Genomic DNA, 22,068 nt, shown 5'->3' with positions numbered 1-22,068 from the left:
AGGATTGAACAAATCCTGTAATTTATCGCTTAAACACTCAGACTTTTCTTAATGATTAGTTGGCAGTAATCTTCGTTTTGGCAATGACGCCTTTCCAGTACTCCGCTTCTTTAGCGACAAATTGCTTTAATTGTTCTGGCGTCCCAGTTTCAACTTCAGCCCCTTGATCCTCAATTTTCTTTTCAACGATGGGATCTTTTAGGATGAGATTCATTTCTTCATTTAAGAGTTTTATGACCGCTTGTGGAGTTTTTGCTGGAGCAAACAAAGCGTACCATTGATCAACGTTCACATCTGGGATACCCTGCTCGGTTAAGGTCGGCAACTGAGGCATTACTTTTGAGCGTTTCTGGCCAGCAATACCTAATGCCTTTAACTTACCAGCGACCACCTGAGGATAGGCCGTATATAAACTTGGGAACATTAATTGGGTTGTGCCAGATATTGTATCCATCACACCTGGTGAAGCACCTTTATATGGAATATGCAGAATATCTGTTCCAGATGCTAATTTAAATAACTCACCAGCAAAGTGGGGGGCAGAGCCATTCCCAGCAGAGGCATAGCTAATTGTATTTGGCTTAGATTGAATATATGCAATTAACTCCTTGGTGTTTTTAATTGGTAGGGCACTGTTAGCAACCAGTAATGTTGGAGAAAACGCAATCATACCAATCGGCTCAAAGTCTTTGATTGGATCATATTTTTGCTTTAAAAGTGCTGGACTAATGCCATGCGTAGCGGTGTAACCCAGTAGGATTGTATAACCATCAGGAGCTGCTCTAGCCACATATTCAGCAGCAATACTACCGTTCCCACCCGCTTTATTTTCAACAACTACCGCTTGACCCAATTTACTTGTTAGGCCCTGTGCGATATACCTAGCAAAAGCATCTGTGCCACCACCAGGTGGGTTTGATACCACAATCGTAACGGTTCTATTAGGGTATTTTGTTTGAGCGTAACCCACATTGACAATCAGACCTGTGTGGAGACATATCAACACAGCTAATCTAATTTTTTTAAGGCAATGAATTAAAAAAGACAATTTGATCTCCAACTTAAATTATTATTTGATGATGTTAGCATTAAGTGTTAAATACATTAATAGATCTAATTAAAGGAAGACGATGGATTGGGGACTAAAAGGAAAAACAGCTTTAGTAACAGGCGCAAGCCAAGGAATTGGTAGAACAACCGCTAAGATGCTTGCTCAGGAAGGTGTAACTGTCATTGGCGTTGCTAGACGCCTTGAACTCGTTGAAGCTTTATCAAAAGAAGTCGATAGCCAAAGCGGTGGCAAAATAATTCCGCTCGTGGCCGATTTTTCAATTGCAGGGGACTCGGAGAGAGTTGCCAAAGAAGCGCTAAATATTTTAGGTCATGTCGATATTTTGATAAATGCCGCTGGCGGAAGTCGGCCTATTCCATTTGATGCCACACAAGAACAATGGTTAGAGGGTATGACGCTAAATTTTTTCCGTATTAGGGAACTCACCCACGCTTTAGTACCCAAAATGCAAGAAAGGAATTGGGGTAGGATTGTCACTTTTACTGGCACCTCTGAGCCGCGAATGCTAAATGCCGCTTTCACGGCCAAAGCGGCAGTTCATGTTTGGGCTAAAGCACTTTCGCGTGAAGTGGCTCCCCAGGGTGTTACTGTCAATTGCCTTCAGCCTGGCCGTATTCGGACTGAGCAAATTCAAAAGCGTTATCCGACCTTAGAAAGTGAACTAGAGTATTCTCGTCAAGAGATTCCAATTGGTCGATTTGGTACTACGGAAGAAATTGCCTCAGTGGCATTATTTTTCAGCTCACCATTATCGAGCTACGTTACTGGCACTGTCATCCCTGTTGATGGTGGTTCGAGTCGTTTTGCTTTTTAAATCTTAGTCTCTAAACAACTGGTCTTAGCTAGTGGTGTAAGCTGCTGGCTAAAATCAGTTGCCTAGATTAGTTACGTGCTATAGCGTCAATATCTACTCCGACTGTCATCGCCGCTTTTTTTACCGCATTCCAAGTATCTTGGGGAATTTGAATCCCCTCTTGAGCTCTTTTTTTATGAGTTCTCGCCTCTGGTTCACCCGGTAATAAAACCTCATCAAAACCTTTTGCCGGTGGAATAGCCTTAAACTTTTTAATCGATTTTTGTAAGGCTTGGTTATATTGTTCCATTGGCTGAAAGAGCGAAGCTTTTAGTGCAAAAATAAAGATGCCACTGCGTTGAGTCACTCCTGGAAAAGATTCTGAACCAACCAATGGTCCACTCATGAGCTCTGCCATCACGGCTAAAGCGTAGCCTTTGTGACCACCAAATGGCAACATAAAACCACCATCAAAAAAATCATTGGGGTCAGTCGAAGGGTTGCCGTTTTTATCAACTAAACAATTGGGAGGTAGAGCTTCGTGCTTTGCTTTTGCTACTTTAATTTTTCCAGCCGCAATTGCTGATGTTGCAAAATCTAGAGTAACATGAGGCCCACCTTGATTAGGTAAGGAAATCGCTATTGGATTCGTGCCTAAGAGTGGCGCAGCGCCTCCATATGGGGCCGTCATGGGTCGATCAACGGTACCAATCGTCATGAACATAACTACTCCTTGCGCAGCAGCTCTTTCCGTAAAAACAGCCAACCGACCAGTGTGCGCAGCTTGCACAACCGAAACTGCGCAAACACCCACTTCTAATGCTTTTTTAATGGCGATATCTGTCGCAAAATTTCCCGCCACTTGACCAAAGGACCAATTACCTTTTACGACTGCACTAGTTGGGGTTTCTTGCAGAATTTCTGGTTGTGCAGTTGGATCAATTTCCCCATCTTGAATACTTTGTAAATATTCAGGTATTCGTAAAATACCGTGAGAATCGTGACCAGCCAAATGATTGTCGACCAAAATATCGGCAATCTGCTCTGCATCTATCGGAGTAGCACCTGCAGCTGCAAAGATGGTCTGTACTACTTGATTGAGATCGGATGCGGGTAATTGCTTCATGGCAAAAATTCTGATTTAGTTGTTGGAATTAGGAGGACATTTAATGGTAATCTTATCTTATAACGAAAATTACTAAGGAGAACAAAAATGCTAATCCAGCCAACCTCATTACTAAAAAAGCTTCTATTTTGCTTCTGCTTTTTTATGAGCCTATTTAGTTTTGCGCAAAACAACTTCCCCAATAAAGCCGTTAATCTGATTGTGCCATTTCCTCCGGGAGGTGCAGCCGATCAACCCTCGCGATTAATTTCTCAAGCCTTATTTAATGTCTGGCAACAACCGGCCGTTGTATTTACTAAACCTGGGGCCGGAGGTGCGATTGGGACTGCTTTTGTTGCCAATGCGCCAGCAGACGGATATACCCTGTTAGCAACTAATCCGTCCATGATTATCGTGCCGGAAGCTGATCGAATGTTCAGTAGACCACCCACCTTTGATATCACCAATTTTTCGCCATTAGCGTTACTAGTTGCCGATCCAATCGTGCTTGTTGTGAAAGCTGATTCTCCATGGAAAACTTATAAAGACTTTATTGCTGACGCAAAAGCAAAACCCGGTGAAGTAACTTATGGCTCTTCTGGGGCTTACAGTGCTTCTCATATTCCCATTGAAATGCTAGCAAACGCCGCTGGTGTCAAATTAAGACATATTCCTTTTGCTGGGGGTGGACCTGCGATTCTGGCAGTTTTAGGTGGTCATATATCAACCACAGCCAGCTCTCCTGCTGCAGTCGTTAATCAAATTAAATCGGGTGCACTTAGAGCCCTAGTTGTGACGGGTAATAAAAGATTAGCAGCACTGCCGGAAGTACCAACGGCGATAGAGTTGGGCTATAAAGATGCTGAATTTTATTTATGGATAGGCTTATTTGCCCCCGTAAAAACTCCACCAGATGTTTTACAAACGATCCGTAATGATTTAAATAAAGCAATCACTCAAGATAATGGCTTTATTCAGAATATGCAGAAACTGGGTGCAACCACAGACTATCGTGACGCGCCAGCTTTTAGTGAGTTTTTAATTAAAGATGCTGAGCGCATCAAATCTACTATGATAAAAATCGGGAAGGTCGACTAGGACTGAACTGTGCGAGTTCAGTCCTGACTCATTTAGGATTCTTTAATTACCATCGATGGGTGAATATCCGCAATACTTGGGGCACCCATTTGCTGCATAACTCCTGTAAATTCCGTTTTCAGTATATCCATCACTTTTTCAACGCCGGGCTGACCGAAGGCACCTAAGCCCCACAAATATGGACGACCGACACAAACTGCACTGGCTCCTAAGGCTAGTGCTTTAAAGATATCAGAGCCGCGTCTTACGCCACTATCAAATAAAATGGGAACTTTTCCTTTTGCAACTTTTGTCACTTCTGGTAAACACTCAATTGAGCCGCGACCACCATCTTCACTACGTCCACCATGGTTGGATACGTGAATACCGTCCACACCATACTTTAAGCATAATGTAGCGTCCTCTTCAGTCAGAATCCCCTTTAAGATAATTTTCATCTTAGTGGTGTCACGAACTTGCTTAATAAAGTCCCATGTCATATTGGACGACTGCATACTTTTAACGCCGGACAAATCAATACCGTCATAATTTGGTCGCTCTTGCGCGCTTCCAATGCCGTGAACGTGGCAACCAGCACAGTTTCGAGGGTCTAACTTTTTAAGTCTAAAAAAGGTTTCTTGATTACGACCACCATTTCTGTCCACAGTAATTTCTAAAACTGGTGCACCTGCTCTTTCTACACGACGAATGACTTGTTTAGCTACCTCAACACTTGAAGTTGCGTAAAGCTGGAACCATACTTCACCCTGCCTTGCTGCAATCACATCTTCAATCGAAGAAGCACCCGCGTTAGAGAGTACATTTAAAAAACCACCCGCTCTAGCAGCCCTAGCAACAGCAATTTCACCTTCCGGATCATATGCTTTATTACCTCCAGTCGGTGCGATGATGATTGGGGTTTTCCATTTGGTACCAAATAAATTGACTGAAGTATCAATTTTACTAACATCACGTAAGCGTCGTGGACGTAATTGATACTTCAAAAATGCGGATCGATTTGCCCTTAAGGTTATTTCATCATCAATTCCAGCTGCCATATATCCAAAATGCGCAGGAGGCACTTTTGTAAATGCCACGGGTTCAAAATCAAAAACATTAATTGCATCCTTGGGACTTGCAATTAAGTCCAAGGGAGTCGTTGGCGTCCAAAACATCGGATCGGGTCGCTTAGAAAAGTTTCTTATTAATTCCTTACTTTCTTGAGCAATCGACTCTTGTCCAAGGCCAAGAGCAAATAATGGACTTGCGGCAAGCCAATTTAAAAATTGTCTGCGTTGATCATTTAAATCATCTTGATGACTCATATATCTCCTTTTTTACTTTTATTTTCAATAGTATTGCATACTCTTTTCTGGTCTCCAATAAGGAAAACCCTTGTCATTTTTTTCTTCTTGATTGTGTTTGATTAACTAATTTGAGGGAGTTCTATCTTCTTTCCTTCCTTTATTTTTTCCGCAACTTAATTCATAATGGACCATTACTTGGGGGCATGATGAACACTAAACGAAAACTTCTTTTAACCATGGGCTCTGGCTTTATATCTTCTGCTTTTGGTCAAGAGATTAAGCCAAGTCAAACCAAAGAAAAAGGCCCACTTGTTTGGATGAAAATGGATCAAGCAGATTTAGACTCTGCTTATGACCAGAGTGTTTACGCGCCAAATATTCAACAAGTCATCAAACGCTATGCATTTAATAGTGAACTCACTCGCTCGCGCTTAGGAAATCCAAAAACCTTTTCCTACGGTCCAACACCCATCGAGACGTTAGATGTTTTTCAATGCAATCAAGCCAAAGCACCAATTAATATTTTCATCCACGGTGGAGCTTGGCGATCAGGTTTAGCAAAGGACTTTGCTTACAATGCTGAGATTTTTGTAAACGCTGGAGCGCATTATGTTGTGCCAGATTTCATTAATGTCATTCAATCCAATGGTGACTTAATGCCCATGGCTGAACAAGTCCGCAGTGTGGTTGCTTGGGTTTATAAAAATGCGGCCAGTTTTAATGGTGATCCCAATAAAATTTTCATTTCAAGCCACTCTTCTGGATCTCATTTAGCCGGAGTTGCACTAACTACCGATTGGCAAAAAGACTATGGACTGCCGATGAATATCCTTAAGGGTGGAGTTTTGTGTAGTGGCATGTATGACTTAAAGCCTGTTCGTTTATCAGCAAGAAGCTCTTATGTGAAATTCACAGATAGTGTTGAAAGTGCGCTCAGTTCACAGCGGCGCCTAGAATATTTAAATACGCCGATTATTGTCGCTCATGGTAGTCTCGAAACTCCAGAATTTCAAAGACAAAGTCGCGACTTTGTTAAAGCAGTTAAGGAAGCTGGGAAATCGGCAGAGCTTGTAATTGGACAACAATATAACCATTTCGAAATGCCAGAAACCTTAGCCAATCCCTACGGAATCTTAGGTAAATTAGTGTTGAAGCAGATGAAAATTGGTTGAAGGTTTCGACTGTTTTCATGTAGTTGCTTTAAAGTTGCAATTTTAGTTCAAAGCAATCGCTTTAGTTTTACCTATTTAATGTTTTATTAGCCATAAAGCTCCTTTAAGTTCTCGCATCTTTTTAATTAGGACACGGATATTTTTCTTCCTAAGGAAGATTCCTTAGTTTTAGAGAACTGTTCATCAACTCCAGTACTGATTAACTTCAAGCTTTGAAATCATCTTTTACCTTTTAATGTTCGTGAGGGTACATACTGAATAAAGGATAAAAGTTATCTACGTATCTGCTGGTCTATATAAATGGAATTATAAAAATGACAACCTCAATAAAAGTCCAGAACCATCTGTTCAATTGCATCCCGAATCATGAATGGGATAGACTTCTTCCGAATGTAGAAAAAGTCGAAATGCCTCTAGGTATGTCAATGATTGAACCTGGAATGAAGTTGAGTTTCGCTTACTTTCCATCCACTGCGATTGTTTCAATATTACATGAGCTAGAAAATGGTTCTTCTGCTGAAGTAGCGGCTGTCGGGAATGAAGGTCTCGTTGGCATATCCATTTTTATGGGTGGGGGCACAACTCGCAGTTCCTGTATAGTCAAAAGTGCCGGTTACGGTTATCGTATTAAAGCCAAGGTTTTATTAGAAGAGTTTAATTATTCGGTAGAACTGATGCATTTGTTTTTGCGTTTTACTCAGGCTTTAATTACTCAAATCACACAAACAGCCGTTTGCAATCGACACCATCTATTAGAACAACAGCTTTGCCGACTATTACTGATCAATTTAGATCGATTACCAGATAATCAACTTTTTATGACACAAGAACTGATAGCGAGATTATTAGGTGTTCGTAGAGAAGGGATAACCGAGGCTGCTTTGAAAATCCAGAGTGCTGGATTTATTAAGTACTCTCGCGGTCATGTCACGATTTTAGATCGTCTTGGATTAGAGAGTAGAGCATGCGAATGCTATCAAGTGGTAAAAAAAGAGTATCAACGTCTCCTTCCAGAAAGAATAGCTGACTAATGAATAAAGTAAGTTAAAACTAAAATAAACATTAAAAACAACATATTTACGTGTACTATTAAGAAATGAAATATTTGATTCGAATGCGCTACTAATATTTTTTCTTTAGTTGGTAGGTATTATTTCCTCCAATACCTTAAGTTGTTTTATTCACATTTTTCTAGTCATTACCTTAGTCATATTTTTAGTCAGATTCACTCAAGGACGAAGGCTTTAATTCTCTTAATCATCATTTATGATGATTTACATTCATTTTTTTAAGGATATATTATGTCTACCCGTGGAATGTGCCCTATTGCGCATGGTGCCAATACAGAAGTAGGTAACAACCCTGTTTCTTGGTGGCCAAATGCTCTTAATTTAGATATCCTACATCAACATGATAGTAAGACAAACCCCATGGGACCTTCTTTTAACTACCGAGAAGAATTAAAAAATTTAGATATCCCTGCCTTAAAAAATGACTTAAAAGAATTACTCATTACGAGTCAAAGTTGGTGGCCAGCAGACTGGGGGCATTATGGTGGACTCATGATTCGCTTAGCTTGGCATTCAGCGGGTAGCTACCGGATTGCCGATGGTAGGGGCGGTGCTGGTGCTGGCAACCAGCGTTTTGCACCCTTAAATTCATGGCCTGATAATACGAATTTAGACAAAGCACGTCGACTATTATGGCCAATTAAAAAGAAATACGGTAATAAAATTAGTTGGGCAGATTTGATGATTTTAGCGGGTACTATTGCCTATGAGTCCATGGGTCTTAAGACTTTCGGCTTTGCATTTGGTCGTGAAGATATTTGGCATCCTGAAAAAGATATTTACTGGGGATCAGAAAAGGAATGGTTACAAAAAAGTGGCGGTGAAGGTAGTCGTTATTCCGGTGAGCGTGATTTAACCAATCCATTAGCGGCTGTCATGATGGGCTTAATTTATGTTAATCCAGAAGGGGTGGATGGCCATCCTGATCCTTTAAAAACTGCCCAAGATATTCGGATTACTTTTGCAAGAATGGCCATGAATGATGAAGAAACGGTTGCTCTGACCGCCGGCGGTCATACCATTGGTAAAGCACACGGTAATGGTGATGCGACTCTTCTTGGGCCGGCGCCAGAAGGTGCTTCCATTGAAGAACAGGGTCTAGGCTGGATGAATCATCATGTTAAAAGCGTCGGAAGTAATTCGGTTACTAGCGGCATAGAGGGTGCTTGGACGACTCATCCTACAAAGTGGGATAACGGTTACTTTCAAATGCTGCTTAATCACGATTGGAAGCTCACCAAGAGTCCGGCTGGTGCTTGGCAATATGAGCCAGTCGATATTAAAGAGGAAGATAAGCCAATTGATGTTGAGAACCCCAAGGTTCGTCATATGCCAATGATGACGGATGCGGATATGGCTATGAAAATGGATCCAGAATATCGTAAGATTTCAGAAAAATTTAGTAAGGATCAAGCATATTTTTCCCAAACATTTGCTAGAGCATGGTACAAACTTACCCATCGTGATATGGGGCCGAAAGCAAGATACTTTGGCCCAGATGTTCCTCAAGAAGAACTCATTTGGCAAGATCCTATTCCCTCAGGTTCCACTGATTACGATATTGAAGCAGTAAAAGCAAAAATCATCTCTAGTGGACTTTCAATTAGTGACATGGTAACCACAGCTTGGGATAGTGCTCGGACTTATCGTGGCTCGGATAAGCGTGGCGGTGCCAATGGTGCAAGAATTCGATTGGCGCCTCAAAAAGATTGGATCGGTAATGAGCCTGAGCGCTTAAATAGAGTATTACAAACACTAGAAAAAATTATTAATGGCTTTTCCATTAGCATGGCTGATGCAATTGTTTTGGCTGGGAATGTTGGGGTAGAACTTGCAGCCAAAGCTGCTGGTTTTGATGTGAAAGTACCATTCACGAAAGGGCGTGGTGATGCCTCTAAAGAAATGACCGATATCGAGTCATTTGCAGTTCTTGAACCATTAGCAGATGGCTATCGAAATTGGATAAAAGATCATTTTGAAGTAACCCCTGAAGAATTATTATTAGATAGAACCCAACTGATGGGGCTTACCGCTCAAGAAATGACGGTGCTAGTTGGTGGTATGCGCGTACTTGGAGCCAATCATCACGATAGTAAACACGGTGTATTTACGGATCGAGTAGGCGAATTGACGAACGATTTTTTCATCAATTTAACCAATATGAATTACGAGTGGAAACCAACAGGTCGAAACAACTATGCCATTGTTGAACGAGTTACAGGAAATACCAAATGGACGGCAACTCGGGTTGACTTAGTATTTGGCTCCAATGCTGTTCTGAGAGCATATGCAGAGGTCTATGCTCAGGATGATCATCAACAAAAATTTGTGGATGATTTTGTTGCAACTTGGGTCAAGGTAATGAACGCAGATCTTTTCAACTAATTTTTAATCTATGGTGTTGGTACATTTTTTTAGCAAGGACTTTATTATTTGCTGCTTAAATTTGGATTAATGCCATAGATTGAATATTTGCTTTCGTGAGTTTTTCGCCACCCATTAGCTCTGTTATTTCTAGTAAAACTAGGCTGCCAGCAACCGTTGCGCCAGTTTGTTTTACTAGCTTCGCAGCAGCCAAAAGTGTTCCTCCAGTAGCAAGTACATCATCAATTAACAATACCTTGGCATCACTAGGTAATATATCTTGTTGTATTTCCAATGTATCAGATCCGTACTCTAAGCCATAGCTCTCTACATATACTTTTTTAGGTAACTTATTAGGCTTTCTTGCCAAGACCAATCCTTTGCGTGAAACTTGAGCAATTGCGGTGGCAAAGATAAAACCTCTTGACTCTATTCCTAGAACATAATCAAAGTCATAATGATGGCTAAGATCATACAATTGATCTATTGCAAAATGAAATGCCCTTTGATTGGCCAGTAGCGGGGAAATATCTTTGAACATAATTCCTGGTCTTGGAAAGTCAGGAACTGTCGGTAAATAATCTAATAAATTCATAAAATATGAAAAACTCTTTAGTGGTAATTGTTGCTCTTGAAGACGAATTCGATAGTAGTCTCTTATCTTCTCATATCCCAGTCATCTATTCTGGAATTGGTAAAGTGAATGCTTCCATTGCAACATTTAAAGCCATCTTAGAATACCAACCCAGCTTAATTATTAATTACGGTACCGTTGGAAAAATTACATCTACCCTCTCAGGTCTTATACCAATAGGAACTGTCGTTCAGCGAGATATGGTTGCCGAACCTTTAGCTCCTAGAGGATCTGTGCCATTTTCCAGAAAGCCCAATCAACATCAATCCCTTTTAGAGGGCCATGTTTGTGGGACAGGGGACAGTTTTGTAACACAACGCGATGATTGGCTAATTCAAAATGGTGTTGATGTCGTGGACATGGAACTTTTTGCAATTGCCGCCGTAGCCCATGAACATCAAATCAACTGGTTATCTTACAAATTCATTTCTGATGAAGCCAATGAGTCCTCAGGTCAAGATTGGTCTAAAAAAGTAAGTCAAGGTCAACAACTCTTTCTAGAAAAGTTAGAACTTCATCTACGAAACATGGTTGAATAAAAACTTCTTAAACCTGTACTCGATTGAAGTTCTTTAGTTGAATACTAAGATTTCACCTCTTAATGAGGGGACACTTACTCTCGGCTAAGGAAGCAAACGCTTGGCTACCTGGTATGGTTTGTTTAAGCGTATATAAATCCCACGGACTTTTACTTTGCTCGGGAGTTTTTACCTGAAATAAATACATATCATGCACCATCAGACCATCTTCGCGAAGCACACCATTTTTTGCGTAAAAATCATTAATGGGCATTGACTTCATTTTTGCCATAACAGGACCAGCTTCAGATGTTCCTGCAGCTTTAACTGCTTTCAAATAATGCATGACCCCTGAATAAGTACCAGCTTGAATCATGGATGGCATCCGCTTATGGCGATCAAAAAATCTTTGCGACCATGCACGAGTCTCACTATTCATATCCCAGTAAAACGCCTCAGTTAATTGAATCCCTTGGGCCGTCTCTACCCCAAGTCCATAAACATCGGTGACATAGGTTGTTAAGCCAACAATTTGTTGTTTCTTGTTTTTTAACAATCCAAATTCTTTAGCCCCTTTAATTGCATTGACCGCATCCGTTCCAGCATTAGCAAGACCTATAACCTTTGCGCCAGAGGCTTGTGCCTGCAATAAAAACGAGCTAAAGTCAGAAGCATTCAGTGGGTGTTTGATGGAGCCCAATATTTTTCCACCAGCGGCTTTAATAACGTCTGTGGTATCTTTTTCTAATGAGTGACCAAAAGCATAATCCGCGGTAATAAAGTACCAACTATCGCCCCCTTGTTCAAGCACAGCTTGGCCAGTACCGTGCGCCAAAGCATAAGTGTTATAGACCCAATGGGCTGTTCGATCATTACATTCTTCATTGGTAATTCGGCTTGAGCCAGATCCGGTATTAATCACTATTTTATTTTTTTGTTTTGCAATGCCCATGACCGCCAAGCCAACATTACTCGCAGCCAAATCTAAAATGACGTCGACTTTTTTTACGTCATACCATTCTCTAGCGATGGTTGAACCAATGTCCGTTTTGTTCTGGTGGTCTGCAGAAATCAATTCGATGGGTACCCCTAATACCGAGCCACCAAAATCCTCAATGGCCATTTTGGCAGCAACGACACTACCAAGTCCACCCATTCCAGAATAAACACCAGACTGATCATTCAGTACTCCAACACGAACTGCTCCACTTGGAACTTTTGACTCTTGAGAAAAAGCAGCTTGCAGAAAGAATAGGGTTGCTATTATAGAAATTAGGTGAATAACTTTTTTCATTTGTCGCCCTCTAGTTTTTAAATGATCTAGGTGAATTTATCCTGCCTCTACTATTCGAATATCTCGTACAGCGGTATTGCCAAGTGCTTTCAAAGCTGCTTGATATCCATCGCTGTGATACGCTGTCATTGCTTTTTCAAGACTTTCGAATTCAATCAAAACAACTCGTTCTTGTAGGCCCGACTCAATGATTTGCACTGGGTTTCCCCTAGCGATAAAAACACCCCCATGCGCCGTCATTGCTTCAGTAGCTAATTTTGCATAAGCTGCTAAAGCCTCTAAATCTGAAACAGATTTATATACACTTACCCAATAGACTTTTGCCATCTAAGACTCCTCCAAATTTATCTCGAATAGAAATCATTAGTCACCTTTAAACAATCGATGATTGAATGCATTTCTTCATTTTTTTGTAATTATTCTATTGTTTCTGATTTCTAATTTTGTAGCATCATGAGAAACCCTAGCATGTGCGTTTTCTTTCAATTAAATAAGTGATGCCTGCACACATGCTCGTTACAAAGCTTCCCCAAGCAAGATCAATGAAAGTTATTTGGAAAGGGAAATTTTGTATTACTGCTAAATTCGTAAGGTCATAAGTCATATAGCAAAAAAATCCAAATAAAGCCCCATCTTTTATCGCAACACTTAGAGATTGTTTTAATTTGGCAGGAATCAAAACAAATTTACAAACTCCCAATGCATATATTAGATAAAAAGCAACTCCGGCAATTAGTTTAGGCTCTGTAGCCATTAAACTTCCCATCTCATCACGATAGAGATTTTTTGCAATCCCAAGTAACCAAATCATGTCAAACGTAGTTAACAATATGAGAAAGATCAGATAAATACCCAAATTTTTTCGCAACTTGATTCCCCTTCATTTTCTTTAAATAATAAATCTATCTTACGCTCATTCTTTCATCGCAATTTTCAACATACAATTACTTTCTTTCAGATTTGACCCAACTTAAAATGATTCTTCAATCTGTTAAGATAAGAATTATTCTCATTTAGCCTATTTGGTGTTTTTTGTCTTCTCCATTTTCTTTTCTACTAAAGGGTATTACCCACTTCATAACAGGTCTCTTTTTGGCTTGCCTGTCTCTTTGTGCTTTGGGACAATCCTCTGATATTAATCAGGAAAGTGCTGAGCCTGAACAGTGGAGTATTCATGGCCAAGTCACCTACATCAACCAATTTAAAAATAATTTCGACTCACCTTACTATGGTCCTAAAAGTCTTCTTAATAAATCGGAAGGTGATATTGCTAAAAGCTATACCCTTTCAGCAACTGCTTTTTTAGGTGCAAGACTTTGGAATGGCGGTGAAGTCTATTTCAATCCGGAGATGTTCGAAGGTATTCCCTTTTCCAATTTAAGCGGCTTAGGTGGGTTTAGTAACGGCGAACTTCAAAAGGGGACAGCCATTCCTCCCATCTATTACATGGCAAGAATGTATTTGCGTCAAACGTTTAACTTTGGGGGCGAACAAGAATACATTGCAGGCGCGCCCAACCAAATAGCAGGCAATGTAGATCAACGTCGCCTCGCAATTACCTATGGCACATTTTCAGCATTAGATTTTTTTGATGCAAACACTTATAGCCATGATTCGCGTACACAATTTTTAAATTGGTCTTTAATGGCAAGTGGCGCTTATGATTATGCCGCGAGCTCTCGTGGCTATACTTATGGACTTCTGACTGAGTATTATCACGATACCCAGTGGGTCTTCCGCTTTGCACGCTTAGCCATGCCAAAATCCCCAAACGAATTAGATCTTGATTATGGTCTTACTCAGCAATATGGTGACCAAGCTGAAATCACTCACGCTCATGCTATCGATAGTCAACCTGGAAAAATAAGGTTTTTACTTTTTAGAAATCGTGGACTCATGTCAACCTATACTGATGCAATTAACTTTGGAATTTCTACGAATACAACGCCTGATATTTTCAATACCAGATATGCTTATCAAACGAAGTGGGGTTACGCCATTAATGGTGAACAAGCAATTACTGAACATATTGGCGCTTTTGCGAGATGGAGCTGGAACGACGGGCAAACTGAGACGCAAGCATTTACAGACATCAGTAACTCCTTGTCTGGAGGTTTTTCTATTAAAGGTGCCTACTGGGGTAGGCCTCAAGATACGGTTGGGATAGGCGGTGCAATCAATGGGATTTCTGCTCAACAAATTGGCTATCTTCAACAGGGTGGTATCACCATGTTCATTGGAGATGGCAAGTTAAATTACAAAAAGGAACAGATATTTGAAACTTTTTATAACTGGAGTCTTTACCAAGGCTTTTCGCTTTCAGCACATTATCAAAGGATAGAAAATCCTGGGTATAACGCAGATCGAGGCCCAGTTCACTTTTATGGAATTAGGGCCCATATTGAAAAATAATCATCTAATGCGTTTATGATTATTTCCTAACCACCTTCTTATTATTCAATGTCTTGCCTCTTGATCAATCCTAAAATTTTTAAAAAAAGCATCTTATTGCTTTTGTTTACAAGTTTTTATAGCCATAGTGCCCCTTTTGAAATCAAGGTGCACGACGAGTTAATTGCAGAATATCAGCAGTCTGCTTATGAAATCGAAACGAACCTTTATCCAGCGTTTCTTTCACCAAATCAAAAAACGAATGTCTTTCAAACAAGGCTTGAATATGGATATGGAATCTCTCAGAATAGTGAGTTGGGTATCAATGTTTATCTCAGTAATTACAATGGGGATAATTTTTTCAATGGCGGAAAAATTAGCCATCTGTACGTTCCCACTCACGACGAAAAAGGGTTGTGGCATTACGGTGTAAAAAACGAAATCAATTACCTTAAAGATATTGGTGGGGAAGATACCGTTTTTTACGAAGTTACACCAATCGTAGCAATGCAACTTCAGGATTGGCGATTTGTGATTAATCCAAGTATTGATGTGACCTTGAATAAAACAAGTTACGTCAGTTTTTCTCCGTCTGCAAAAGTGACCCACAGCTTTAACCATACGCTTGATTTGGGAGTTGAATACTATACTGATAATTTACCAATTAAAAGCTTGAATACCATTTCTCAACAACCTAATACGGCTTACTTAGTGACGAACGTCAAACATGGGACATCACTTTTTCATTTTGGTATCGGCAAAGGCTTAACCTCTTCAAGCGATAGTTGGGTACTCAAAATGATTGCCTCATTTAATTTCGACTAAATTTTTCTAGTTAAATTTCCTCAGGGCTGTCGTTTTGAACGACAAAATAATCCAATCATCAGCAAGGCTGCCAACATCTCACCAATCCAAAATCCGTAAACATCATGGGGAGCAATGCCGACAAAGGTATTAGTGAAGCTTCTTGCGAAAGCAACCGCAGGATTAGCAAAGAATGTGGACGAAGTAAACCAATAACCCGCTGTAACGGTCAAGGCGACCAGCATAGGCACCTTATCTTTTGCCTCTTGATCACCAATACGAATGACTGAGAGTAATACAAGTGTGGAGATTATTTCACTGACCCAAATCCCCACACCCGTTCTGACCTTCGTTGACTCTTGAATAATAGTTAAGCCAAACATCAAGTGCGTTATCCATATGCCTGCGATTGCACCAGTGAACTGACAGACCCAGTAACCAAGCATCTTTTTCAAGTTAAGGTGGCCCAACTTCCAAAACATCAAACTGACAACTGGATTGAAGTGAGCACCGGAGATAGGGCCAAGCAAGGTAATCAGAGCGTATAACCCCGCTCCTGTAGCAATACTGTTTCCAAGAAGTGCGACGGCTGCATTTCCAGCACCTAGTGACTCACCCATGATGCCTGACCCAGCTACTATAGCTAATAGTAATGCAGTTCCAATAAATTCTGCTAGATAAGATTTCATCATTTTGTGTGAATCTCTTTTAGACTTTTCGCATCTAAGCTTTCTAATGAAGCACCTGCTAAAAGATCAATCCGTTTTTTAAGGCCCAACATGACTTCTCTAAATGCAGATCTTTTATCTTCATCCGTGCCCTGGACTTGAGATGGGTCAGGAAACCCCCAATGAGCGGAAGCTGGTTTACCAGGCCAATAGGGACAAACTTCACCTGCGGCGTTGTCACAAACAGTAATGATGAAATCCATTTTGGGTGCATCAGGTAATCCAAATTCGTCCCATGACTTAGATCGTAGCTTGCTTGCGTCATAACCCATCTCTATAGCTAGTTCTCGAGCAAACGGATTAATGGAAGTTCCAGGGGTTGATCCCGCAGAATACCCTACAAACTTACCGCTTGGATGGGTAGATGCTAGAGCTTCTCCTAATACCGAACGTGCAGAATTATGGGTACACAAAAAAAGAATGTTGTATTGGCTCATTTAACTTTAGCTTTCTTCAAAGTTTGAACAGGAATGCAGGGTTTGCCACCACAACAGTTTTCTAACAGGAACGCACTTAATTTTTGAACTAGCTCAGCGTTAGGGCGATAAATCATGTTACGTCCCTGACGCTCAACCAATAATAGTTCAGCATCAACCAAATCCTTTAAGTGAAAACTGAGAGTGGCATTTGGAATGCCTAGTTTTTCAATCAAATCACTCGGTGTTAAACCCACATCGCCCCGCTGAACGATGAGACGAAATACATTTAAACGCGTTTCTTGGCCAAGAGCCAAGAATGCGGAGATAGCATTTGAATTTTTCATATTTCCAATTATATGGAAATATATTTCATTTTTTAAATAATGGTTTCTAATTGATGTTCTACGTTAATTCACACCTCTATTTATGAACGATCTACCCAATATTGATAAAGCTCTTTTTAACAAACCAAGTCTTGAAGAATTTCAAAGCTATGCCATGCAAAATCATTCGCCAAAGATATTACTTTTATATGGTTCATTAAGAGAAAGATCCTTTAGTCGTCTTTTAGCAGAAGAAGCAGAAAGAATATTGAAGTCGATGGACTGTGAAACACGATTCTTTAATCCAAAGGGGTTACCTCAGGTAGACGACGCTCCTGAAACACATCCTAAAGTTGTGGAACTCAGAGAACTCGTGCAATGGGCAGAAGGCATGGTTTGGAGTAGTCCCGAGCGTCATGGTGCTATGACAGGTCTTATGAAATCTCAAATTGATTGGATCCCTTTGAGTATCGGCTCTATTCGACCCTCACAAGGCAAGACTTTAGCTTTATTACAAGTAAGTGGTGGTTCACAATCTTTTAATGCTGTTAACCAAATGAGAATTCTGGGTAGATGGATGAGGATGATCACCATCCCGAATCAATCATCAGTCCCCAAAGCATACCTAGAGTTTGACGATGATAACCGCATGAGGCCCTCCGCTAATTATGATCGGGTTGTTGATGTCATGGAAGAGTTGGTTAAATTTACTTTGTTAACTAGGTATGTGTCTAGTTATCTTACCGATCGCTATAGCGAGCGAAAAGAGAAAGGCCAAAACATCTAAGTTCGCCCAGTTAAAGAATTTTTACTTAATAAATGCTCTTTAAATACCGTCGCGATTGGGGATAATCTTTTACCTCTCGGACTTACAATATGCCAACTAGACTCGATTGGAAACTCTTTACATCGTAGGATAACAATTTCATCTTGATCTACTAAAGAGTATTTTGAGAGTACCGCAAGCCCTAAACCGCCAATCACAGCTTGTTTAATAGCTTCGTTACTTCCAAGTTCTAAGCGCACTTCTGCTTTGAACTTTAACTTTTTAAAGTGCGCATCAGTTGTCATTCTTGTTCCAGAGCCCTTTTCTCTGAAGATGAATTTTTCATTCTTTAATGAAATAAGATCAATCGACTTTTTCTTTGCAAATGCATGGTCTTTGGGTGCTATCAGAATTAAAGGATTCGGCATAAAAACTTCATCATTAATTTCGATATTTAATGGCGGCTGAGACATGATGTACAGATCATCGAGATTTTCTTCAAGTCGTTTAACCACTCCATCACGGTTGAGCACCTCTAAAGAAATTTCTATCTCTGGATACTTTTCACAAAACGTTCCCAATATTCTGGGGATAAAATATTTTGCTGTGCTCACCACGGCTACTTTTAGCTTACCTCGCGTTAACCCTTTGATGCCATGAACTTGTTGTTCAAATGTTTCCCATTCGCCTGAAATGGCTCTTGCAGTTTTAACTAACTCTAAGCCCATTTGAGTTAAGTGTACTTTCCTAGCCACGACTTCATAAAGTGGCACCCCAACTGTATCAGTAATTTCTTTTAAACCCATTGATGCAGTAGGCTGGGCAACATGAACCATTCGAGCGGCAGCACTCACACTACCAGTTTCTGCCAAGGCCAGAAATAGTCTTAATTGTCTAAAAGTAATGTTCATAGATATTTACCTATATAAAACTATTTAAATATCAATTTTACTTTATATATTAACGCCTCTAAGATGGCCTTAAAGGACAATATATGAATATTTTGCTAGACCCCACCATCCTCTTTTTTATCTTTGGCATATTTGCTGGCTTAGTGAAGTCAAATTTAGAGATTCCACCGCAAATTTCCAGATTTCTATCCCTTTACCTATTAATGGCTCTTGGGTTAAAGGGGGGCTTTGCTTTAAATAAATCAGGTTTTACTCCCGAAATTATGATGAGCATTGCACTTGCTATTTTTTTAGCGATTTGCATTCCCCTTCTTAGCTATAGTTTCTTAAAAAGTAAACTTGCAAAATTGGATGCTGCTGCGATTGCCGCCACCTATGGTTCAATCAGTGCTGTAACGTTCATTACAACCACGCAAGTTTTAGATCAATTAGGAATTAGTTATGGCGGTCATATGGCCGCAGCGATGGCACTCATGGAGTCCCCCGCCATCATCATTGCCATTATTCTTGCTAACCGCATTCGGCAACAATCTCCACATAATTCAAGAGCGCCAATTTCATTAGGCAAAGTATTTCATGAGTCCTTTACTGATGGTGGTCAACTCCTTTTATTAGGCGCTTTAGTAATAGGACTTATATCTGGCGATGCTGGTCAAAAAGTCATGGCACCTTTTTCAATAGATTTGTTTAAAGGTCTATTAGCTTTCTTTTTGTTAGATATGGGGTTACTGGCATCAAAAAGTCTAGGTGAAATTAAAGGTAAACCTTTAATAACTTTGGTTTATGCCTTTGGTGCTCCGCCAGTACATGCCTTGATCACTCTAAGCTTATGTCATTTATTAAATATACCCTTGGGTGATACGATTCTCTTAATGATTTTGGCGGCTAGTGCCTCGTATATTGCAGTTCCAGCAGTTCTGCGTCAAGCAATGCCTGAAGTGAGTCCGGCCTTGTACATGGGAATGTCATTGGGGATCACCTTCCCTTTAAATATTATTTTTGGCATTCCAATCTATATCGCTATAGCTAAATATTTTGTCTAAAAGCTCTCACCATTACGTGAGGAGATGCGTCGCTTATTGGATTTTTGAAATAATTTGATCTAATTCTGAATAGGTTGTGTAACCAACTACAGGCATAAAGCTTCGTGGCGAGAAGTCTTTCTCACCAATCATCATTGCTGGTATTGCTGGGAATCCTAAAGTTTTAAATTCTTTCTCATCAAGAAGGACTTGTTCTGTAAAAAGCGCATCATCAAGCGCCTTGTTTAATTCCTTATTATCTAAATCAATACTTTTTCCGATATCTAAAATTTCATCTTGATCACTGATGTCAATTCCGTGATTAAAGAATGCATTAAATATCGCATTTGCCATTTCCAAGGACTTCAGTTGAGTATTTGCATAGTGAATACTTTCCTGGGCAAGTCTTATGTTTGGTAGCGTTTTAGGCTTAAAAAAACTGATATGATTTTCCTGAGCGATGAACTCTTTAGAAGCAATTTCTAAGTTTTTGATGTATTCCTCAGAAGGAGTCGTGAAATTCTCACGGGTATTCATCTCGACCGATCTCCAGTCGATGACGATTCTTTCTTTATATTTTTCTTTTAATTTCAACAAAACAATAGTTTGAAGATAAGAAAACGGGCATTCAAAGTCGCCCCAAATTTGTAATTCAATCATGAGTTCCTAAAATAAAGTTATGCATTCATTTACAGTATGCTCTTATAAACAATACAAGGGGCTAATTCGAACCGGTAACACCTAAGATAGTTAAGAAAACTATCCTACAAGTTTACGAATTGTTGGGCCAATTAATTTTGAAATAAAGTGCCGATTTTTTGCAAATATTTTATAGGTTAAATTAAAGAAGGGTCTTAGGATTTTTCTAGAAAAAATCCAAGCTAGAACAGGAAGATTTGCTCTTGAATAACTTTGTGCAAAAACCTCAACTCCCTTAATTAACGTCCCATCCTCATATTGACCATACATTTCGGCTAGTGCTATTTCACACGATAATCCGGTACTTTGTGGCGAGAATGAGATTGAATTCACATCAACAAAGTCCAGTAAACCAGCTTGGTTTCTTCTTGATAAAAATACAATCTCGGCTTCGCATAAAGGACATAAGCCATCATAGAAGAGAGTCAGTTTTTGTAAACTTGTCACTTCAGTTCTTTTTTTCGGTCAGATTGGATTGATCAGAATTACTTCCCGAATCCAAGGGAGCTAGCTTCGAAGTAACCATCTCTTTACCATCCCAAACTTGGCCACACCAGCATTGACCATGTTGATTAATAATGCAAACTCCTGAGCCACAACAACGTTGATCCTGATCAGTCAATTGAAATTTCCCCAAATATTGTTTTATCCTAATACGTGATGATAGTTTGTTTGAGGCAAAGTTGCAGAGCGCTTCCCAGAATTAGAATTAAGTTCTATGTTAATCCAGCGTCTTGATACCTTATCGACCTTTAAGTAAATACCCCTTTAGGCATTTACTCTTATTTTGTTAAATATTGAGTTAAAAACTCTTTAACGCCCTTTCGCGCTTCTGAATTTCCGTAGGTGTTATGAAACCATCCCTCTAGGTCTATTTGTTTGAAATTAGTTCGACCTTCTGCCTTATCTGCGCAGCGCCCCTCGGTAGGCTTGCCTTTTCTCCATTCGTCATCAATATATGCAATGGCAAGGAGAGGTAAATTTTTTGGTGAATAAATGCCATCATAAGCCGGATATAAAGGATTGATGCAGGTCCAGCCAGAGATTATTTTCCCAGCAAACTCAGGATGGGATGATTTAGCTACTGCCATTCCACCTTCACTATGTCCCATCAAGAAAATATTATTTTTATCTGCCCAAGGACTCTTCAATACCTGTGAAAGGGCATAGGTAATTTCTTCTTGGCGATAGCGACCTGCATTGGGAAAGGCATTGATACCTATTTTTAACTTAGGGTCACAATTAGGTATTCTGCCAGGTCGAGCCATGCTATCGGGCAAAATCACTATAAAACCCTGATCTGCAATATAGGATGCCCAACTGAAGTCGTGAGCACCATTTATTCCCGTACAACCATGCAGATAAATCAGTACCGGTAACGGCTTATTGCTCTCAACTTTTTCAACTGTCGTAGAAAATAGTTTGCCAGGCAAATAAACTGATGCTTTTTCCCAGCTTAACTCCACATCTTTTTGTGCAAAACTAAATAATGGTAAAAATAGAAGGGAAACACTCAGCGCTACAAAGATTTTTTTCATCACTCAAAATGCTCTAGAAAAATGCCTCAACAGACTCATTATCAAAAGGGCTGTCGAAGTT

Annotated in this window: 25 protein-coding genes; 10 read left to right on the top strand and 15 right to left on the bottom strand. The window is 40.0% G+C overall.

The annotated features are described in order from the left end of the window. Positions 1 to 55: 55 nt before the first annotated feature. A complete protein-coding gene (locus AOC35_RS13230; RefSeq protein WP_245898518.1) occupies positions 56 to 1,048 on the bottom strand; it encodes a Bug family tripartite tricarboxylate transporter substrate binding protein in 993 nt (330 codons plus the stop codon). An 82-nt stretch (positions 1,049 to 1,130) separates the two neighbouring features. Between AOC35_RS13230 and AOC35_RS13225 the strand changes: the two genes are divergently transcribed. Continuing rightward, complete coding sequence (locus AOC35_RS13225; protein WP_108647751.1) at positions 1,131 to 1,886, top strand: SDR family NAD(P)-dependent oxidoreductase; 756 nt, start codon at positions 1,131 to 1,133, stop codon at positions 1,884 to 1,886. Positions 1,887 to 1,953: 67 nt separating this feature from the next. Here the strand turns inward: AOC35_RS13225 and AOC35_RS13220 are convergent, their stop codons facing one another. After that, positions 1,954 to 2,991: an Ldh family oxidoreductase gene (locus tag AOC35_RS13220; RefSeq protein ID WP_108647749.1), complete on the bottom strand. Its 1,038-nt coding sequence runs from the start codon at positions 2,989 to 2,991 to the stop codon at positions 1,954 to 1,956. Positions 2,992 to 3,135: 144 nt separating this feature from the next. Between AOC35_RS13220 and AOC35_RS13215 the strand changes: the two genes are divergently transcribed. Continuing rightward, positions 3,136 to 4,068 carry a tripartite tricarboxylate transporter substrate binding protein gene (locus AOC35_RS13215; RefSeq protein ID WP_159077595.1) on the top strand — a complete coding sequence of 311 codons (933 nt, stop codon included), beginning with the start codon at positions 3,136 to 3,138 and terminating at the stop codon, positions 4,066 to 4,068. Between the two features lie 32 nt (positions 4,069 to 4,100). Here AOC35_RS13215 and AOC35_RS13210 read toward each other — a convergent pair whose 3' ends face one another. Next, complete coding sequence (locus AOC35_RS13210) at positions 4,101 to 5,372, bottom strand: alpha-hydroxy acid oxidase (RefSeq protein WP_108647745.1); 1,272 nt, start codon at positions 5,370 to 5,372, stop codon at positions 4,101 to 4,103. 188 nt (positions 5,373 to 5,560) lie between these two features. On the opposite strand from AOC35_RS13210, the gene AOC35_RS13205 reads away from it, so the two are divergent. The 3 genes from AOC35_RS13205 to katG all read left to right on the top strand — a co-directional run bounded on the left by AOC35_RS13205 (position 5,561) and on the right by katG (position 9,981). Further along, a complete protein-coding gene (locus AOC35_RS13205) occupies positions 5,561 to 6,526 on the top strand; it encodes an alpha/beta hydrolase (RefSeq protein ID WP_159077594.1) in 966 nt (321 codons plus the stop codon). Positions 6,527 to 6,840: 314 nt separating this feature from the next. Beyond that, positions 6,841 to 7,557, top strand: a complete 717-nt coding sequence (locus AOC35_RS13200) for a Crp/Fnr family transcriptional regulator (protein ID WP_108647740.1) — start codon at positions 6,841 to 6,843, stop codon at positions 7,555 to 7,557. Between the two features lie 270 nt (positions 7,558 to 7,827). Continuing rightward, the gene (gene katG / locus AOC35_RS13195) at positions 7,828 to 9,981 is read left to right on the top strand and encodes a catalase/peroxidase HPI (RefSeq protein ID WP_108647739.1); all 2,154 of its coding nucleotides are present in this window, start codon (positions 7,828 to 7,830) and stop codon (positions 9,979 to 9,981) included. A 55-nt stretch (positions 9,982 to 10,036) separates the two neighbouring features. Here the strand turns inward: katG and AOC35_RS13190 are convergent, their stop codons facing one another. Continuing rightward, a complete protein-coding gene (locus AOC35_RS13190; protein WP_108647736.1) occupies positions 10,037 to 10,555 on the bottom strand; it encodes an adenine phosphoribosyltransferase in 519 nt (172 codons plus the stop codon). A 5-nt stretch (positions 10,556 to 10,560) separates the two neighbouring features. Between AOC35_RS13190 and AOC35_RS13185 the strand changes: the two genes are divergently transcribed. Further along, complete coding sequence (locus tag AOC35_RS13185; RefSeq protein ID WP_108647734.1) at positions 10,561 to 11,133, top strand: 5'-methylthioadenosine/S-adenosylhomocysteine nucleosidase family protein; 573 nt, start codon at positions 10,561 to 10,563, stop codon at positions 11,131 to 11,133. Between the two features lie 52 nt (positions 11,134 to 11,185). On the opposite strand, the gene AOC35_RS13180 is transcribed toward AOC35_RS13185, so the two are convergent. The 3 genes from AOC35_RS13180 to AOC35_RS13170 all read right to left on the bottom strand — a co-directional run bounded on the left by AOC35_RS13180 (position 11,186) and on the right by AOC35_RS13170 (position 13,274). Then, complete coding sequence (locus tag AOC35_RS13180) at positions 11,186 to 12,406, bottom strand: ABC transporter substrate-binding protein (RefSeq protein WP_108647732.1); 1,221 nt, start codon at positions 12,404 to 12,406, stop codon at positions 11,186 to 11,188. Between the two features lie 36 nt (positions 12,407 to 12,442). After that, entirely contained in the window at positions 12,443 to 12,733 is a 291-nt protein-coding gene (locus tag AOC35_RS13175; protein WP_108647730.1) for a DUF1330 domain-containing protein, read from the bottom strand. A 136-nt stretch (positions 12,734 to 12,869) separates the two neighbouring features. Further along, entirely contained in the window at positions 12,870 to 13,274 is a 405-nt protein-coding gene (locus AOC35_RS13170; RefSeq protein ID WP_108647728.1) for a DUF2177 family protein, read from the bottom strand. Between the two features lie 164 nt (positions 13,275 to 13,438). Between AOC35_RS13170 and AOC35_RS13165 the strand changes: the two genes are divergently transcribed. Together AOC35_RS13165 and AOC35_RS13160 are read left to right on the top strand one after the other, a co-directional pair. Further along, the gene (locus AOC35_RS13165) at positions 13,439 to 14,818 is read left to right on the top strand and encodes a carbohydrate porin (protein WP_245898517.1); all 1,380 of its coding nucleotides are present in this window, start codon (positions 13,439 to 13,441) and stop codon (positions 14,816 to 14,818) included. Between the two features lie 96 nt (positions 14,819 to 14,914). After that, complete coding sequence (locus tag AOC35_RS13160; RefSeq protein WP_159077593.1) at positions 14,915 to 15,622, top strand: hypothetical protein; 708 nt, start codon at positions 14,915 to 14,917, stop codon at positions 15,620 to 15,622. 20 nt (positions 15,623 to 15,642) lie between these two features. Here AOC35_RS13160 and AOC35_RS13155 read toward each other — a convergent pair whose 3' ends face one another. The 3 genes from AOC35_RS13155 to AOC35_RS13145 are packed head-to-tail and all read right to left on the bottom strand — an operon-like array spanning position 15,643 to position 17,092. Next, positions 15,643 to 16,290: an aquaporin gene (locus AOC35_RS13155; RefSeq protein WP_211307521.1), complete on the bottom strand. Its 648-nt coding sequence runs from the start codon at positions 16,288 to 16,290 to the stop codon at positions 15,643 to 15,645. Further along, positions 16,290 to 16,766 carry an arsenate reductase ArsC gene (locus AOC35_RS13150; RefSeq protein WP_108647720.1) on the bottom strand — a complete coding sequence of 159 codons (477 nt, stop codon included), beginning with the start codon at positions 16,764 to 16,766 and terminating at the stop codon, positions 16,290 to 16,292. The genes AOC35_RS13155 and AOC35_RS13150 overlap by 1 nt, the downstream gene beginning before the upstream one ends. Further along, positions 16,763 to 17,092 (bottom strand): ArsR/SmtB family transcription factor, encoded by a 330-nt coding sequence (locus AOC35_RS13145; RefSeq protein WP_108647718.1) that lies wholly within the window; start codon positions 17,090 to 17,092, stop codon positions 16,763 to 16,765. The genes AOC35_RS13150 and AOC35_RS13145 overlap by 4 nt, the downstream gene beginning before the upstream one ends. Before the next feature lie 82 nt (positions 17,093 to 17,174). On the opposite strand from AOC35_RS13145, the gene arsH reads away from it, so the two are divergent. Beyond that, the gene (arsH, locus tag AOC35_RS13140; protein WP_108647716.1) at positions 17,175 to 17,858 is read left to right on the top strand and encodes an arsenical resistance protein ArsH; all 684 of its coding nucleotides are present in this window, start codon (positions 17,175 to 17,177) and stop codon (positions 17,856 to 17,858) included. Here arsH and AOC35_RS13135 read toward each other — a convergent pair. After that, positions 17,855 to 18,748 (bottom strand): LysR family transcriptional regulator, encoded by an 894-nt coding sequence (locus AOC35_RS13135; RefSeq protein WP_108647713.1) that lies wholly within the window; start codon positions 18,746 to 18,748, stop codon positions 17,855 to 17,857. The genes arsH and AOC35_RS13135 overlap by 4 nt on opposite strands. 83 nt (positions 18,749 to 18,831) lie before the next feature. Between AOC35_RS13135 and AOC35_RS13130 the strand changes: the two genes are divergently transcribed. Beyond that, on the top strand, positions 18,832 to 19,791 hold the full coding sequence (locus tag AOC35_RS13130) for a sodium-dependent bicarbonate transport family permease (protein WP_108647711.1): 960 nt from the start codon (positions 18,832 to 18,834) through the stop codon (positions 19,789 to 19,791). Positions 19,792 to 19,824: 33 nt separating this feature from the next. On the opposite strand, the gene AOC35_RS13125 is transcribed toward AOC35_RS13130, so the two are convergent. From AOC35_RS13125 to AOC35_RS13115, 4 genes are all read right to left on the bottom strand, one after another. Then, the gene (locus AOC35_RS13125; protein WP_108647709.1) at positions 19,825 to 20,430 is read right to left on the bottom strand and encodes a DsbA family oxidoreductase; all 606 of its coding nucleotides are present in this window, start codon (positions 20,428 to 20,430) and stop codon (positions 19,825 to 19,827) included. A gap of 99 nt (positions 20,431 to 20,529) precedes the next feature. Continuing rightward, complete coding sequence (locus tag AOC35_RS13120; RefSeq protein ID WP_108647707.1) at positions 20,530 to 20,916, bottom strand: thiol-disulfide oxidoreductase DCC family protein; 387 nt, start codon at positions 20,914 to 20,916, stop codon at positions 20,530 to 20,532. 1 nt (position 20,917) lies between these two features. Continuing rightward, positions 20,918 to 21,091 carry a hypothetical protein gene (locus AOC35_RS15580; protein ID WP_211307520.1) on the bottom strand — a complete coding sequence of 58 codons (174 nt, stop codon included), beginning with the start codon at positions 21,089 to 21,091 and terminating at the stop codon, positions 20,918 to 20,920. 160 nt (positions 21,092 to 21,251) lie between these two features. Further along, positions 21,252 to 22,007, bottom strand: coding sequence for an alpha/beta hydrolase family protein (locus AOC35_RS13115; RefSeq protein ID WP_108647705.1), 756 nt, complete (start codon positions 22,005 to 22,007; stop codon positions 21,252 to 21,254). Between the last annotated feature and the right edge of the window lie 61 nt (positions 22,008 to 22,068).

Source organism: Polynucleobacter rarus, assembly GCF_003072505.1.
Classification (GTDB): domain Bacteria; phylum Pseudomonadota; class Gammaproteobacteria; order Burkholderiales; family Burkholderiaceae; genus Polynucleobacter; species Polynucleobacter rarus.
The sequence above is the reverse complement of the archived record's forward strand: the minus strand, read 5'-3'. Positions and strand labels throughout refer to the sequence as shown.

Excerpts from the sequence above, each read along its gene's own strand:
- AOC35_RS13225 (WP_108647751.1), top strand. The coding sequence starts at position 1,131 with ATGGATTGGGGACTAAAAGGAAAAACAGCTTTAGTAACAGGCGCAAGC.
- AOC35_RS13220 (WP_108647749.1), bottom strand. The coding sequence starts at position 2,991 with ATGAAGCAATTACCCGCATCCGATCTCAATCAAGTAGTACAGACCATC.
- AOC35_RS13215 (WP_159077595.1), top strand. The coding sequence starts at position 3,136 with ATGAGCCTATTTAGTTTTGCGCAAAACAACTTCCCCAATAAAGCCGTT.
- AOC35_RS13210 (WP_108647745.1), bottom strand. The coding sequence starts at position 5,372 with ATGAGTCATCAAGATGATTTAAATGATCAACGCAGACAATTTTTAAAT.
- AOC35_RS13205 (WP_159077594.1), top strand. The coding sequence starts at position 5,561 with ATGAACACTAAACGAAAACTTCTTTTAACCATGGGCTCTGGCTTTATA.
- AOC35_RS13200 (WP_108647740.1), top strand. The coding sequence starts at position 6,841 with ATGACAACCTCAATAAAAGTCCAGAACCATCTGTTCAATTGCATCCCG.
- katG (WP_108647739.1), top strand. The coding sequence starts at position 7,828 with ATGTCTACCCGTGGAATGTGCCCTATTGCGCATGGTGCCAATACAGAA.
- AOC35_RS13190 (WP_108647736.1), bottom strand. The coding sequence starts at position 10,555 with ATGAATTTATTAGATTATTTACCGACAGTTCCTGACTTTCCAAGACCA.
- AOC35_RS13185 (WP_108647734.1), top strand. The coding sequence starts at position 10,561 with ATGAAAAACTCTTTAGTGGTAATTGTTGCTCTTGAAGACGAATTCGAT.
- AOC35_RS13180 (WP_108647732.1), bottom strand. The coding sequence starts at position 12,406 with ATGAAAAAAGTTATTCACCTAATTTCTATAATAGCAACCCTATTCTTT.
- AOC35_RS13175 (WP_108647730.1), bottom strand. The coding sequence starts at position 12,733 with ATGGCAAAAGTCTATTGGGTAAGTGTATATAAATCTGTTTCAGATTTA.
- AOC35_RS13155 (WP_211307521.1), bottom strand. The coding sequence starts at position 16,290 with ATGAAATCTTATCTAGCAGAATTTATTGGAACTGCATTACTATTAGCT.
- AOC35_RS13150 (WP_108647720.1), bottom strand. The coding sequence starts at position 16,766 with ATGAGCCAATACAACATTCTTTTTTTGTGTACCCATAATTCTGCACGT.
- AOC35_RS13145 (WP_108647718.1), bottom strand. The coding sequence starts at position 17,092 with ATGAAAAATTCAAATGCTATCTCCGCATTCTTGGCTCTTGGCCAAGAA.
- arsH (WP_108647716.1), top strand. The coding sequence starts at position 17,175 with ATGAACGATCTACCCAATATTGATAAAGCTCTTTTTAACAAACCAAGT.
- AOC35_RS13135 (WP_108647713.1), bottom strand. The coding sequence starts at position 18,748 with ATGAACATTACTTTTAGACAATTAAGACTATTTCTGGCCTTGGCAGAA.
- AOC35_RS13130 (WP_108647711.1), top strand. The coding sequence starts at position 18,832 with ATGAATATTTTGCTAGACCCCACCATCCTCTTTTTTATCTTTGGCATA.
- AOC35_RS13125 (WP_108647709.1), bottom strand. The coding sequence starts at position 20,430 with ATGATTGAATTACAAATTTGGGGCGACTTTGAATGCCCGTTTTCTTAT.
- AOC35_RS13115 (WP_108647705.1), bottom strand. The coding sequence starts at position 22,007 with ATGAAAAAAATCTTTGTAGCGCTGAGTGTTTCCCTTCTATTTTTACCA.